We start from the raw sequence: 13,555 nt of genomic DNA on the forward strand, positions 1-13,555 counted from the left end.
AACGTATCGCTATTTATTCATGCATATTAAGAAATAGCCATTTGAATTAGCTTCTCAAGCCATAAATCCAGAGTTATCCCAACTTGGGATGGGCGGATCGGGCGGCGCGAGGCGGATAGTGCAGGCACGCTCCGTTTCCTGCTGGAGGTCCCCCCGTGCGCATCCCCAGGCCGTTCGCGGCCTTGGCGGCCCTGTCGATGACCGCCGCCCTGCTCACCGTCCCCATCACCAACGCCGGCGCGGAAACCGCCGCCACCGCGGCCGCCGGCAGCGCCACCGTGGTGCCGCTCCAGGTCACCGGCGACCCCGCCAAGCGCTTCAACCTCATCATCATGGGCGACGGCTACACCGAGGACGAACAGTCCACGTTCGCCGCGGACGCCGATCACCACCTCAACGTGTTGTGGTCGATCGAGCCGTACAAGTCGTACCGCAACTACTTCAACGTCTACCGGGTGGACATCGTCTCCGGCGCGTCCGGCGTCGGCTGCGACCCCGACCTGTCCGCGGGCCGCAAGACCACACCGCTGAGCATGGGCTTCTGGGGCGGCTGCAACGCCTCCAGCGTCCAGCGGCTGCTCACCCTGAACAACTCGGCCGCCAACACCTACGCGAACATGGTCCCGGGAACGCGCAGCGCCAACCGGCAGATCCTGGCGCTGGCCAACAGCGGCACGTACGGCGGCGCGGGCGGCGCCTACGCCACCGCCTCCGGGCACAACTCCATGTCGGCCCTGATCGCCCCGCACGAGATCGGCCACTCGCTCGGCGGCCTGGACGACGAGTACTCCTACTACTCGCGCGGCGTGGACGGCGGCCCCTACGCGGGCGGCGAGCCGGCCTCGGCGCACCACACCCTGCTGACCGGTCAGCAGATGCTCGACCAGCACAAGAAGTGGTGGCGCTGGCTCGGCGAGCCCAGCGAGGCCGGCGGCGTGATCGGCAGATACGAAGGCGGCCTGTACAAGAGCAGCGGCGTCTGGCGGCCCAGCGAACACTCGATCATGCGAACCCTGGGCTACTACTACGACCAGGTCAGCCGAGAGATCATGACCCAGAAGATCGCGGCCAAGGTCAGCCTCATCCAGAGCGAAACGCCCACGGCCGCACCCGTCGGCGCCGACCGGGTGCTGTGGGTCGAACCGATGCACCCGAACACCCATTCGCTCACCACCACGTGGAGCGTGGACGGCACCGAGCTCTCCGGCCACGCCACCTCGCTCGACCTGCGCTCACTGAGCCTGCCGCCCGGCACGCACAAGGTGACGGCGACGGTCGCCGATCCGACCGGCTTCGTCCGCGACCCCGCCATCCGCGCCGCGCTCACCGCGACCCGCACGTGGACGGTGGACACCGGCCTGACCACCACCCCCGTGGCGACCGGACCCGGCTTCCTCTCCTCCACCCCGACGGGCCTGCCCGTGGCCCGCGACGAGGTCGTGTACGCCGAGACCCCCCATCCCGACGACCACGTCCCCACCGTCACCTGGGCACTCGACGGCACCCGCCTCGACGACACCGACGGCGACCTCGACCTGGGCGCCGTACAGCTCACGCCCGGAGACCACACCCTCACCGCCGCATCGGACGGCCAGACGCTCACCTGGACCGTGGACGACTCCCTGCCCACGACCGACTACGAGCTCTCCGAACCGCTGGCCGGGTCGGGCGACGCCTACGTCTACAACGGACCCTTCACCATGCGGCTCACCGGCCAGGACGACCAGCCCGGATACGTGGTGCGGGAGTCGCGGGTCGACGGTGACGGCTGGTTCAACTACTTCGGCTGGCCGACCTCCGCCGACCTGCCGTGGACGTTCAGCGAGAGCGGCACCACCATCGACAGCCTCACGTACGGCAAGCTGCCCCGCGGCGCGCACACCGTCGAATACCGCTCCATCGACGCCGCAGGCAACTACGGGCAGCCGAAGAGCTTCACGGTGACGACCCTGGCACCGCCGCCGGCCTGCACCACGACCATCACCGGCTCACGCAAGGGATCCCTCACGGTCACCTCAGGAGTCACCTGCCTCGACGACGCCGACGTCAGCGGCTCGGTGACGGTGCGCCGCGGCGCGTCGCTGGTGGTCGACGGCGGCACGATCAGGGGCGGGCTCACCGCGGCGTCCGCCGCCGAGGTGCACCTGCTCAAGGCCGACGTCAGCGGTTCGGTCGCGGTCTCCGGAACGACCCGGGCGCTGGTGATCGGCGGCTCCGACATCAAGGGCGCGGTGAGCCTGACCGGCAACACCGCGACGGAGACGGCCGTCGTCACGGGCACCACCGTCCACGGTGCCATGTCCTGCGCCGCGAACGCGCCCGCACTCTCCGACGCCGGGGTGGCCAACCATCTCACCGGCACCGCCCAGTGCGGCGCCCTCGCCCCCTAGAGGGTGATCACGCACCCCTCGCCCCTCAGAGGGTGATCACGCACCCCTCGCCCCTTAGAGGGTGATCATGCACACTTTCGGCCGCGTGCCGCACGAACTGCGGAAACGCATTTCGTGATCAAGCACGGATTCGGCCGCACCCATGGTGACCTGCCCGGTCACCATGGGTGATCATGCACTCCAACGAAGCCCGTCCGCCGGCGGAATCAGCCTGTCGTCGACGAGGCGTCAGGGTTCGCGGGCGCAGAGGTACGCGTCCAGGTCGGCGGCGCCCCTGAGCATGGCGCGGCCCCGGGCGGACAGGCGGGCCTGCCAGTCGCGCAGCGTCGACTCCAGCGGGGCGACGCCTCCGGCGGAGCGGACCTGAGCGATCAGCGGGGCGATCTGCTCCAGCAGGTAACCGCCCCGCCTGAGCTGGTGGGCCAGCCGGACGTCCCGCACGTCGGCCGCGCTGTAGACCCGGTAGCCCGTCTGCGGATCGCGGCGCGGCCGGACCAGCCCGGCGTTCTCCCATTTGCGCAGGGTGGCAGGGCGGATGCCGAGCCTCCTGGCCAGCGGGCCGATGAACGTGTCGCCCCGCTCCTGGGGCACGGGCGCCAGATCGCGGAGCGCGGCCTCGACGGCCTGGAGGGTTAGACGGTCGTCGAGGAGCTGGCCGTGGCTCTCGTCGACGAGCCGCAGCGCGTCCTCTGCGGCACCCCGGTTGACCGCCTGCATGATCGACGTGGCCGTCTGGTGACCGTGCCCGGGCACGAGGGCGAGGAACGCGCGCAGGGCCTGCGCGTGCAACGGCGTATAGGTGCGGTAGCCGTGGACGGTTCGTTCGGCCGCGGGCAGGATCCCGGCGTCCTCGTAGTTCCTGATCGCCTGGGTGGACAGGCCGTGCTCACGCGCCAGGTCCACTGGCCTCATGGATGCATCACCGATTGAAGGTCCATCGCGACAGAAAGGGGATTTTCTCGGAAAAGTTTACATCGAGTGTTCAACGATACCGTTGAAGGTATGGATATCAAGGAAACGGCCCGGCCGCTCGATGGCACGGGCGTCTCGGCGTTCCTCCGGTCGCTTCCCGCCCTGCCCCTGCTGCTCGGCCTGGGCGAGGCCAGGCACTTCGTGGGGGAACTCGGCGACGTGCGCAACGAGATCTTCCGGCATCTGGTCGAGCATGAGGGCTACCGGTCGTTCGCCATCGAGAGCGACTGTCTCAAGGGCCTCATGGTCGACGACCACCTCGCCACGGGCGCGGGCACGCTCGACGACGTCATGGAACACGGCTTCAGCCACGGCTTCGGCGCGTCCCCGGCCAACCGCGAGCTCGTGCGCTGGATGCGCGCGTACAACGAGGAACACGAAGAAAAGCTCCGGTTCTACGGCTTCGACGGTCCATTGGAGTATTGGGCAGAGAGCCCGCGCCAGGCGCTCACCGGCCTCCACGGCCTCCTCGACGGCCCGCTCCCGTGCACGATGGAAACCCTCGACGCGCTGCTCGGCCCGGACGACCGATGGACGAACGAGGCCACGGTCATGGACCCGTCCCAGTCGATCGGCCAGTCCGCCGACGCCCAGCGGCTGCGGCTGATCGCCGACGACCTGGTGGCGCTGCTCGACACGCAGGCGCCGCGGCTGAGCGCGGAGGACGGGGAGAGGGCGGCACTGTACGGGCGCACCGCCGTCGGCCTGCTCCGCTACCACCATTGGATGGCCGACACCTCCCCGGCCCGGATGGCCAGGCTGTCGGGCCTGCGTGACGCGATGATGGCCGCCAACCTGCGTGCCGTCGCCGAACACGGTCCGGCCCTGGTCTTCGCCCACAACGTCCACCTGCAGCGGAACAAGAGCCTCATGCCGCTCGGCGACCAGCAGTTGGAGTGGTGGAGCGCGGGGGCGATCACCGGGACGCATCTGGGCGACCGCTACGCCTTCCTGGCCTCGGCCTTCGGCACGGCCGGCGACGACACCCCGCCCCCGGACACCGTCGAGGGCGTCCTGTCCACGCTCCCGTGGGACCGCTCTCTCATCGACGCCCGCCGCCTGGCCGGCGCCATCACGAAGCCCGCCCCGCGCGTCTCCCACGACTTCCGCTATTTCCCGCTGGACCCGGCCCAGCTGGACATGATCGACGGCGTCGTCTTCCTCAAGCAGGCCGTAAGGCTGGGTTGACGGACGCGTGCGTGCCAAGCGGAGCCTGGCACGCACGCCCGCCGATCACAGCGTTCCGTCTGCGCGAATCCCGGGCCGGCCACCGTCGGGGTCCAGTCGAGGCTTCGGAGTTTCTCAAGATCAAATTTTTTCCGACCCTACGCCTTTACATTGTAGATCACTATCGACCGCCCTCGGAAGGTGATCTCGCCCGGTTAGATGGGGGAATGACTGCCGCAGATCTCGCGAAGCGCCTCCCCGGCATCCCGACCGTCCGAGCGTTGAGCCGCTCCTATGCCGTCCTGGACGCCATCCTGAGTCCGGACGGCTCCCCCACCTACACCTTCGACGCCCACTGGGCCGCGGGTGAAGAGCTTGCCGCGATGACCACCGGCAGCGGAGACGAGTACTCGATCGTCTTCACCCGGGCAGGAGCATTCATCCGCGGGTTCGACCACGAATCCCCGATGAGTCCCTACCGTGACGACGACACCTACGCGACCTGGCCCGGCCTGGTCGAGTCGGTCCCCCGCGAGTTCGCGTCCCAGATCGACGAACCGGCCTTCTGCCACCACGTACCGACCGGCAAGGTGCTGGCGGCCACCGTCTGCCTGTGGCGCCTGCACGACGACCCGGCCTGGCGGTGCGGCGACATCGCCTACCCGAGGGAGGGCGGCCTGGCCGACCCCGACGGCTCAGGCTGGATGTTCGCGATGCTCGCCGACGCCACCCCGGAGGGCTACCGTGCCTATGCCGAGGACTTTTTCGAGGTCTCGCTCGATCCGGCCGCCATCCGGGAGGTCTTCGAGCACCGCCCGCTGACCGCGGACCTGGTCAGGCGGATCAACCCCGAGGCGGACCTCGCCGCCCTCGAGGAAACCCTCGAGACCATCGGCTACCCGCCCGGATCACCTGATCGCGAGGCAGGGCTCTGACGACCTACCCCAGCGTGCGAACCTCCGTGCAGGATCGCGGCCTGAACTCGGCTGCGCAGGCCGAGCTTGCCCAGCATGCGGCTGACGTGCGTCTTCGCGGTCGCCTCGCTCATGTCGAGCTCGCGGGCGATCTCCGCGTTCGACAGCCCCCGAGCGACGCAGGCCAGCACCTCGCGCTCACGCGGCGTCAGAACGCCGAGATCGCGGGGCTCGGGTTCGCTCGTACGCGCGAAGGCGCCGATGAGGCGGCGTGTCACCGACGGGGAGATCAGCCCGTCCCCGCGCGCCACCAGCCGTACGGCCTGGATCAGCGCGTCCGCGTCGGTGCTCTTGAGAAGGAATCCCGCCGCGCCCGCGCGCAGGGCGCCGAACACGTACTCGTCCAGGTCGAAGGTGGTGAGGATGAGGACGTCGGCGACGCCGGCCAGTTCGCGCGTGGCCGAGATGCCGTCGAGCCGCGGCATGCGGATGTCCATGAGCACGACGTCCGGCCGCGTCTCCATGGCCGTCCGCACCGCCGCCTCCCCGTCGGCCACCTCGGCGATCACCTCGATATCGGCCTCGCCCTCCAGGATCAGCACGACGCCGGCGCGCACCGCGGCATGGTCGTCCGCGACCAGGACTCTGATCACCTCGCGTCCTCCGCCGAGATCAGCCTGGCCTCGAACGGCTGCGACTCCACGACGAGCGTCGCCACGACCCGCCAGACCCGATCCCCGTCGTCGGCCGGCACAGGCTCGCCCGGCCGGCTGGACCGCCCGGATCGACCCGCCGTGAACGTGCCACCGACGAGCGTCGCGCGCTCCGTCATGCCCACCAGGCCCGTCCCAGAGCCCGGCAGGCCGGCCGACTCGGACGCGCATGGATTCTCGACCGTCAGCACGATTTCACCGTGCCTGTACTCGACGGCGACGTCCGTCCGTCCGGTGCCGTGCTTCAGCGCGTTCGTCAGGGACTCCTGGAGGATGCGGAACCCGGCCAGCTCGATGGACGGCGGTAGCTCGCGGGGCGTCCCCGTCACCGACAGACGGACGTCCATTCCCGCCTGGCGTGACCGCTCCACCAGGTCGGGTGCGTCACTCAGGCGATGCCGGGTCGTCTCGGGTTCGTCGGCCTCCGCCCGCAGCAGGCCGATCATGGTGCGCATCTCCGCCATGCCGCGCACGCTGTTCTCCCTGATCGACTCCAGCACCTCGCGCACCGAGCGCGCGTCGAGGTCCTGCCGCGAAACGACCGCCGCCGACTGGATCGCGACGGCGCTGAAGTGGTTGGCGATGATGTCGTGCAGTTCCCTGGCCATGCGGGTGCGCTCGGTGGTGACGGCCGCCTGCCGGTCCAGCTCGGCCAGCCTCGCGAGCTGCACCGCGTGGGCGCGCTCGGCGATCGTCTGGTCGCGGTGCTGCCGGACGATCAACGCCGTCAGCGCCGGGGTGATGAGCACGAGCCCGGCCTGCACGCCGCCGACCGCCAGCGCTCCCCAGTCTCTTGCGACGACTCCGGCGACGGCGCCCACGACTACGGCGAGGACGGAGGTGAGTGCGAGGAGCCACCTGGCCAGGCGGTACGGGCCGTACAGCGTGGCCGCGTAGAGGTTGTCGGTGAACACCAGGACGGTGCCGAGTGACGGCCCCACGGCGATGTCACCCGCGATCGCCGCCACGCCCAGCACCAGCGCCGCCACCGGCCGGCGCCGTCGCAGAGCCACGCCCGGGCACGCCACCGCCAGCGGTACGGCGAGCAACGGCGCAGCCTGTCCCCGGTGGACGTACGCGCCGCCGGCGAGGAGGGCCAGGCCGCCGGCGAACACGGCGACCGCCATCGCGACGTCACGCCGGAGTGGACTCATGTGATCCATCGCATCACGTCCGGGCACCGCACGGCACCACCCTCGTCACGACCTGCCGTACATAGAAGGATGTAGCCGGGTTCATCATCGGCGACGACGACGGACCTGCTCTCGCCGACCAGGCTGGAAGCGTGATCGTAGCCACCATCGTCGGATGTGAGATCGGGTTCTGGGTCCTGCTCGGTCTCGGCCTGCTCGCCCGCTACAAGCTGCGGCGGCTGCGCCTGAGCGACGTTCTCCTGTTGTGCGTCCCCCTGGTCGACGTCGTCCTGCTGGTCATGACGGTGATCGACCTGCGCGGCGGTGGCACGGCCGCGTGGACGCACGGACTCGCAGCCGCGTACCTCGCCTACTCCATCGTGTTCGGCCGCCGGACGATCCGCTGGGCCGATCAGGTCGCCGCGCACCGGCTCTCCGGCGGCCCGCCGCCGTGGAAGCCGCCCGCGGGCGGAATGGCCAGGGCTCGGTACGAATGGGGCATGTGGCTGCGGATCGTTCTGGCGTACGGCATCGCGTGCGCCCTACTGGGGATCGCGGTCTGGGCGATCGGCGACCCGGTGCGCACGGCCGCGCTCGTGACCTTCATGCTCGGGCTGGCCCGGGTACCGCTGATCGCGCTCATCTGGCCGTTGGCGTACACGTTGTTCCCCAAGAAGACGACGAGCGCCGGCGCGTCCGGACCGTGAGGCCCGTCGTGTCATCCCGACGCCGACGAGCACGACGACCATGCCGGCGATGACGCGGAGCCCCAGTCGCTCGTCGAGCACGATCGCCCCCAGCGCCACCGACACGCCGGCTACACGAGGGCGTGCGCCTCGTCCATCTGCTCGACGACCCCTACCGCGCCGTCCTGCCCAAGGGGCACAGGCTGGCGGTGAAACGTGTCCTCGACCTGGCCGATCTCGCCGGCGAGCCATGGGTCGGCAGCGAACGTCCCGGCCCCTGCCTCGACGCCGTGCTCGACGGGTGCGCCGCGGCGGGATTCACTCCCGCGTACGTCGTGGAGAGTGAGGACTACGCCACCGCTCAGGGCTTCGTCGCCGCGGGCCTCGGGATCAGCCTCATCCCGGACCTGGGGCTGGCCAATCGCCACTCCGGCGTCGTCGTGCGCAGGGTGCGCGGGCCGGAGCCCGTCAGATCCATCCACGCCGCGGTCCGGGAGACCTCGCTCGGCCGGCCCGCGCTCGACGGACTGCTCGCCGCCCTTCGGAACGCCTCGGCCGGCTGAGCACCGGCCGCTTCCGCGGCCGGCCGCGCGCCCGGGCCGTACGTCGCGTAGGCCCGGGCGGCCCTCACGGGCTCAGCGGGTGCGCGGCAGCACCTGGATAGTGTCGCCCACGGGACGCTCGCCGGTCGCGTCTGACGGGCGGTTGACGAGAGCGCCGTTCACCACCATCGCGGAGGAGCCGCCCCCGTCCAGGTTGAGCGCGTCGACCGCGCCGAGCGACCGCATGAACGCCGCGCCCTCCGTGAGGGTGAAGCCCTCGCTTCCGCCGCTGAGCCTGCCGTCCACGGTCACGAGCAGCAGCCTGCCGTGCCGGTCGATGCCGGCCATCGTGCGGGGCTGGCGGTTGTTCGCCCACGCGTAGCCGAAGGACAGGTCCAGCGGGTCGAGGACGCCCTCCGTGGCGGCGTCGACGCGCGTGCGCCCGTCCTCCACCAACGTCGGGGCCGCGCTGACGATGCTGTCGTCCGCGCCCAGCCTGACCTTGCGGCCGTCGCCGTCGCGGATGTCCTCCGTCGCGGAGATCTTCGCGCCTGCCTTCGCGTGCTCGGTCAGCCAGTCGGCCGCCGGGCCGATGCCCTGGAGCACCGTCTGGCCGGGAGCGACGGTGCCGGTCCGGCCGCCGACGGAAAGGACCCGGCCCTTGGAGTTCAGCGTCACCTGCACGCCGGCGCCGGTGGGCAGGGCGTGGACGTAGTCGTCGGTGAACTTCACCAGGTCGTCGGTCTTGGTGCAGGTGGTGTCGTGGCGCGGCTCCGACGTGGGCAGCGCGCCGGGACGGCCGCAGTTCCGCAGCAGGCCAGGCGTGCGGTTGACGCCCTCGACCGCGTGTACGGCACGGCCGGCGCGTGCGGTCACGGTCGTGGTGAGGTCGGCGATCCGGGCGTGCCTTCCGCCGTCCTGGAGGATCAGCGCCGCGCGGGAGCCCACCGCCATCGAGGTCAGCTCGCCGTCGTAGGCGCCTACGCCCGCCATGGTGCCCTGCACGCCGTCGGCGTCGGAGGTGAGGAAGAAGCCTCCGTTGACGCCCACGAGGGAGCCGAGCCTGGCCGCCACCGAGGAGGTCGTCTCGCGCTGGGCCACGTTGCCGTCGTGGGTGGCCTCGACGGTGCCGCGGAACCTGTGCGGGTCGATGACCGCGACGCTGATGTTCTCGACGTCCGCGGGCTGGTCGGCGTCGTAGCCGGTCCATTCCACGACGTTGCGCAACCCCGCCGCGGTGACCTGCGACGCCACGCTGCGCGCCGCGTCCTGGGTCGGGTACGAGCCGATCCTGACCCGTACGCCCATGAGGCCGTCCGGGGTGTCCGAGTAGCCCGGCCACGGGATCCTGGTCACCACCGGCTCCAGTCCCGCGGCACGCAGCCGGTCCGCGGTCTGCGACGCCCACGACTCCGTTCCCACCGGCGCCCACGCCTGGGCGCCGGTGAACCGCGCCTTCACCTCGGCTTGCACGGTGACGGTCCAGCCGGGTGCGGCGGCGGAGTCCCTGAGGGTCCCGGTGCGCACCTCCACGCCGGGCGCGACGGTCCGCGTGGTCCACTGCGCCGTGACGCCCTTGGCGGCCTGCTCGGCGGAGACGGCGGGCGCGGCCGGCGTGTCCGCCGCGGCGACGCCGGAGACTGTGAGCGGCGCGATGACCGCCAGCGCGGCCACGCCGAGCGCGAACCGGGCGCGGGTACGACCGCTGCCGGGCCTGTTGTCCATGACGCATCCTTAAGACTCGATGTACGCCCGGATCAGGTGACCTGCTCCGGGCTGAACGATCAAGTCGAAAGTCCAGCGCGCCCAGGAGAACACGCGAACGAAAGCGGGGGTGCGGCGGTGGACGGGGAGATGAACCCTCAGTGGATCAGGCCTGGGCTCCGATGTTGACCATCCACGTGATGCCGAACCTGTCCACGCACATGCCGAACGCGTCGCCCCACATCTGCTTCTCGAGCGGGACCGACACGGTGCCGCCGCCGGACAGCCTCTCCCAGTAGCCGCGCAGTTCGCCGGCGTCGTCCCCGCTCAGGCTCACCGAGATGTTGTTGCCGAAGTCGGGCTCCATTCCCGGCGGGGCGTCGGCGCCCATGAGAGTGAATCCGCTGTCGGTCTCGAGCATGCCGTGCATGATCTTTTCGGCGTCCGGGGAGTCCTGCATGCCGAAATTCCCGTAGGTGTTCAGCACCAGGGTGCCGCCGAACACGTCCTTGTAGAACTCCATGGCCTGCCGTGCGTTACCGGCGAAGCTGATGTACGGGTTGAGACGTGAGGCCATCACAAGCTCCTTTGCTAGCGGCCGGAACGCATCCTTGCATATCAGCAGGTCACAGACAGGAGATTCCACAGACGTCCGAGCTGCTCATTCACGGATGAATTCATTCAACGAGGCGTCCCTGAATTCGATCATCCGCATGAGCGAACGGCCTGTCCCCCACCGTGAGCGCTCGTCATGCCTTTTCCGCCCAATGGTTGTGGCCGTCAAGAAAAACCGGCCACCAGATGAGGACCGCGAGGTTCGCCACGGTCGTCACCGTCAAGAAGTGGGCCGAGATCCTCAGCGAGAAGGCAGGCGAATAGGCCCTGCCGCACCAAGAGCATCCGACCGGCCATCCGACGCGTGGAGCACCATCCCGAACCGCTCGGCTCGTCGTGGCCTGATATGACATGAGATGCGGGAGGACGGCGACGCGACAGGGGGGCGGTCGATGCGGCGCTCGCCTGACGATGGCCGGGCCGGCTTCGGGTCGGGGCTCGACCTGCATCTCGATCTTCAACTCGATCTGACCGGCGCCGGCGGGGTGGGCCGGTCCCTGGAGGGCGCCCTGCGCGAGGCCGTACGGTCAGGGCGGCTGACCGCCGGTACTCGGCTGCCCGGCACCCGCGGTCTCGCCGCCGACCTCGGCCTGTCCAGAGGCACGGTCGTCCACGCCTACACGCAGCTCATCGCCGAGGGATGGCTGACGGGCTCACGCGGATCCGGCACCCGGGTGGCCGGCGTGCTGCCGGAGTCCGACACCGGCGAGGCCGCCGGCCACGCCCCCGCGAAGCCTCGCGCCGCGTCCGTGGGCGACCTGCGTCCCGGCCGGCCCGACGTCAGCACGTTTCCGCGCGCGGACTGGGTTTCCAGCCTCCGCCGGGTCATGTCGGCGATGGAGTCCGAGCAGATGGGCTACCCGGACCCCGCGGGCATGCCCGCGCTGCGCCTGGCGGTCGCCGACTACGTCTCACGGACCCGCGGGGTGTGGGCGAGCCCGGACTCGATCGTGATCACCGCGGGGTTCACCCAGGCGCTCGCGCTGCTCGCGCGCACCTTCCGCCGTCTCGGCGTCCGGAGCGCGGCGACCGAGAACCCGGGGTTCGTGTTCCACCGCGAGCTGCTGGCCGCGGCGGGGCTCGATCCCGTGCCGCTGGAGGTCGGCGCGGAGGGCGCGGATCCGTCTGGCCTCCCCGCCGGTACGAGGGTCGCGCTGCTCACTCCGGCCCACCAGCACCCGTGGGGCGTGGTGCTGGCGCCCGGGAGGCGTTCGGCGTTCATCGACTGGGCCAGGCGGAACGACGCCTACGTGATCGAGGACGACTATGACGGCGAGTTCCGCTACGACCAGCAACCGGTCGGCGCGATGCAGGCGCTCGCGCCCGACCGGGTGATCTACGCGGGCAGCACCAGCAAGACCCTGGCGCCGGGGGCACGGCTCGGCTGGCTGGTGGTGCCCGCTCCGCTGCGCGGTCCCCTGTTGCGGACCATGCGGGAGACCGGCTCGGCGCTCCCCGTGATCGACCAGCTCGTGCTCGCCGACCTGCTCTCGAGCGGCGGCTACGACCGGCACGTACGGCGGGCCCGGCTGGGTTACCGGCGGCGCCGTCACGAGCTGGCCGAGCGGCTGGCAGGGGTCACAGACACGCTGCTCACGGGCGTCTCCGCCGGGTTGCACGCGCTGCTGCCCGTCTCCTCGGCGGCGGCCGAGCGCGAACTGGTCTCCGCGGCGGAGCATGCGGGGCTGCTCCTGCACGGCCTGCACACCGCGGGCTACTGGCACCCGGCGGGCGGAGAGCGGCCCGCCGCCCTGGTCATCGGCTACGCCACGCCGCCGCGACACGCCTGGCGCCAGGCGCTCGACTTGCTGGTCACGCTGGTCGGCCGGCCGCCAGGCGTCATCGGGTGACGGGGTCGCCGGCGAGCCCCGCGAAGCCGTCCCGCCACGACGGATATCTCGGCGCCCAGCCGAGGTGCTTGCGCGCGAAGTGGTTGTCCGCTCCGCGCGCCCACCCCTGCCGGCCGGCGTCCGCGGGCGGCGGAGGCAGCGCCCCCACGGCCGCGCAGAAGGCGGGCACCCACTCCCGGCCCGGCGCAGGCTCGTCGTCGCACACGTTGACCGCGCAGTCGGCGGGCCAGGTGAGCGCCAGGACCGCCGCGGTGGCGGCGTCGTCGGCGTGCACGAAGGAGACCACGTCGTCCTTGGCGGCCAGTCGCCCCGCCCGCGCCATGTCCGCGACCAGACCGTCGGGCGCGTACCACGTCCCTGGGCCGTAGAACTCCCCGTAGCGCAGCACGATCCACTCGGGCATCTCCTGGACGGCCGACTCCAGTGCCGCCGCGCCCGCCACTCTGGTTCCCCGCTCCCCAGGTGCGGCGAGATCGAGCGGGGCCGTCTCGTCGGCCGGCTCGTCCCCCGCCTCGTAGATCCACGCGATGCTCTGTGCCACCATGCGGCGTACGCCGGCGGCGAGTGACGCGTCGACCAGGTTGCGGGTGCCCTGCCTGCGCAGTGCCGCGTTCGCCGCGAAGTCGCCCGTGGCCAGGTCGGTGAGCTGGTGCATCACGATGTCAGGCGCGGCCTCTCGCACGGCGGCGGCGAGGCTCGCGGGGTCGAGGGCGTCGGCCACCACCGGCTCCGCGCCTGACGCGCGCAACGCGGCGGCCCGGTCGGGCCTCCGGGTGAGGGCGGTGACCTCGTGCCCCTCTTCGACCAGCAGCGGCACCATCCGGCGGCCGATGACCCCCGTCGCTCCCGCAAGAAAGATCCGCATGCCC

Annotated in this window: 12 protein-coding genes; 6 read left to right on the forward strand and 6 right to left on the reverse strand. The window is 71.1% G+C overall.

Features of this window, described 5'->3' with window-relative positions; all coding sequences use genetic code 11:
- Positions 1–155 precede the first annotated feature (155 nt).
- Positions 156–2,390 carry a M64 family metallopeptidase gene (locus Pka01_RS09120; protein ID WP_239114848.1) on the forward strand — a complete coding sequence of 745 codons (2,235 nt, stop codon included), beginning with the start codon at positions 156–158 and terminating at the stop codon, positions 2,388–2,390.
- A 228-nt stretch (positions 2,391–2,618) separates the two neighbouring features.
- Here the strand turns inward: Pka01_RS09120 and Pka01_RS09125 are convergent, their stop codons facing one another.
- Complete coding sequence (locus tag Pka01_RS09125) at positions 2,619–3,302, reverse strand: TioE family transcriptional regulator (protein ID WP_203882188.1); 684 nt, start codon at positions 3,300–3,302, stop codon at positions 2,619–2,621.
- A 90-nt stretch (positions 3,303–3,392) separates the two neighbouring features.
- Between Pka01_RS09125 and Pka01_RS09130 the strand changes: the two genes are divergently transcribed.
- Entirely contained in the window at positions 3,393–4,550 is a 1,158-nt protein-coding gene (locus Pka01_RS09130) for an erythromycin esterase family protein (protein ID WP_203882189.1), read from the forward strand.
- A gap of 206 nt (positions 4,551–4,756) precedes the next feature.
- The gene (locus Pka01_RS09135) at positions 4,757–5,464 is read left to right on the forward strand and encodes a hypothetical protein (RefSeq protein ID WP_203882190.1); all 708 of its coding nucleotides are present in this window, start codon (positions 4,757–4,759) and stop codon (positions 5,462–5,464) included.
- Here Pka01_RS09135 and Pka01_RS09140 read toward each other — a convergent pair.
- Both Pka01_RS09140 and Pka01_RS09145 read right to left on the reverse strand, forming a co-directional pair.
- On the reverse strand, positions 5,425–6,096 hold the full coding sequence (locus Pka01_RS09140; RefSeq protein WP_203882191.1) for a response regulator: 672 nt from the start codon (positions 6,094–6,096) through the stop codon (positions 5,425–5,427). The genes Pka01_RS09135 and Pka01_RS09140 overlap by 40 nt on opposite strands.
- Positions 6,093–7,310, reverse strand: a complete 1,218-nt coding sequence (locus Pka01_RS09145; RefSeq protein WP_203882192.1) for a sensor histidine kinase — start codon at positions 7,308–7,310, stop codon at positions 6,093–6,095. Before Pka01_RS09145 ends, Pka01_RS09140 begins: the two co-directional genes overlap by 4 nt.
- A gap of 131 nt (positions 7,311–7,441) precedes the next feature.
- Between Pka01_RS09145 and Pka01_RS09150 the strand changes: the two genes are divergently transcribed.
- Together Pka01_RS09150 and Pka01_RS09155 are read left to right on the forward strand one after the other, a co-directional pair.
- On the forward strand, positions 7,442–7,996 hold the full coding sequence (locus Pka01_RS09150; protein ID WP_203882193.1) for a hypothetical protein: 555 nt from the start codon (positions 7,442–7,444) through the stop codon (positions 7,994–7,996).
- A 122-nt stretch (positions 7,997–8,118) separates the two neighbouring features.
- Positions 8,119–8,538 (forward strand): LysR substrate-binding domain-containing protein, encoded by a 420-nt coding sequence (locus Pka01_RS09155; protein ID WP_239114849.1) that lies wholly within the window; start codon positions 8,119–8,121, stop codon positions 8,536–8,538.
- Between the two features lie 72 nt (positions 8,539–8,610).
- Here the strand turns inward: Pka01_RS09155 and Pka01_RS09160 are convergent, their stop codons facing one another.
- Both Pka01_RS09160 and Pka01_RS09165 read right to left on the reverse strand, forming a co-directional pair.
- Entirely contained in the window at positions 8,611–10,242 is a 1,632-nt protein-coding gene (locus Pka01_RS09160; RefSeq protein WP_203882194.1) for a phosphodiester glycosidase family protein, read from the reverse strand.
- Positions 10,243–10,387: 145 nt separating this feature from the next.
- Complete coding sequence (locus Pka01_RS09165; RefSeq protein ID WP_203882195.1) at positions 10,388–10,798, reverse strand: VOC family protein; 411 nt, start codon at positions 10,796–10,798, stop codon at positions 10,388–10,390.
- A 430-nt stretch (positions 10,799–11,228) separates the two neighbouring features.
- On the opposite strand from Pka01_RS09165, the gene pdxR reads away from it, so the two are divergent.
- Positions 11,229–12,686 carry a MocR-like pyridoxine biosynthesis transcription factor PdxR gene (pdxR, locus tag Pka01_RS09170; protein ID WP_203882196.1) on the forward strand — a complete coding sequence of 486 codons (1,458 nt, stop codon included), beginning with the start codon at positions 11,229–11,231 and terminating at the stop codon, positions 12,684–12,686.
- On the opposite strand, the gene Pka01_RS09175 is transcribed toward pdxR, so the two are convergent.
- On the reverse strand, positions 12,676–13,551 hold the full coding sequence (locus tag Pka01_RS09175) for an NAD-dependent epimerase/dehydratase family protein (RefSeq protein ID WP_203882197.1): 876 nt from the start codon (positions 13,549–13,551) through the stop codon (positions 12,676–12,678). The two genes, pdxR and Pka01_RS09175, sit on opposite strands and share 11 nt — an antisense overlap.
- Positions 13,552–13,555: the final 4 nt, after the last annotated feature.

The organism is Planotetraspora kaengkrachanensis, from assembly GCF_016862895.1.
GTDB classification, from domain to species: Bacteria; Actinomycetota; Actinomycetes; order Streptosporangiales; family Streptosporangiaceae; genus Planotetraspora; species Planotetraspora kaengkrachanensis.

Excerpts from the sequence above, each read along its gene's own strand:
- Pka01_RS09125 (WP_203882188.1), bottom strand. The coding sequence starts at position 3,302 with ATGAGGCCAGTGGACCTGGCGCGTGAGCACGGCCTGTCCACCCAGGCG.
- Pka01_RS09130 (WP_203882189.1), top strand. The coding sequence starts at position 3,393 with ATGGATATCAAGGAAACGGCCCGGCCGCTCGATGGCACGGGCGTCTCG.
- Pka01_RS09135 (WP_203882190.1), top strand. The coding sequence starts at position 4,757 with ATGACTGCCGCAGATCTCGCGAAGCGCCTCCCCGGCATCCCGACCGTC.
- Pka01_RS09145 (WP_203882192.1), bottom strand. The coding sequence starts at position 7,310 with ATGAGTCCACTCCGGCGTGACGTCGCGATGGCGGTCGCCGTGTTCGCC.
- Pka01_RS09160 (WP_203882194.1), bottom strand. The coding sequence starts at position 10,242 with ATGGACAACAGGCCCGGCAGCGGTCGTACCCGCGCCCGGTTCGCGCTC.
- Pka01_RS09165 (WP_203882195.1), bottom strand. The coding sequence starts at position 10,798 with ATGGCCTCACGTCTCAACCCGTACATCAGCTTCGCCGGTAACGCACGG.
- pdxR (WP_203882196.1), top strand. The coding sequence starts at position 11,229 with ATGCGGCGCTCGCCTGACGATGGCCGGGCCGGCTTCGGGTCGGGGCTC.
- Pka01_RS09175 (WP_203882197.1), bottom strand. The coding sequence starts at position 13,551 with ATGCGGATCTTTCTTGCGGGAGCGACGGGGGTCATCGGCCGCCGGATG.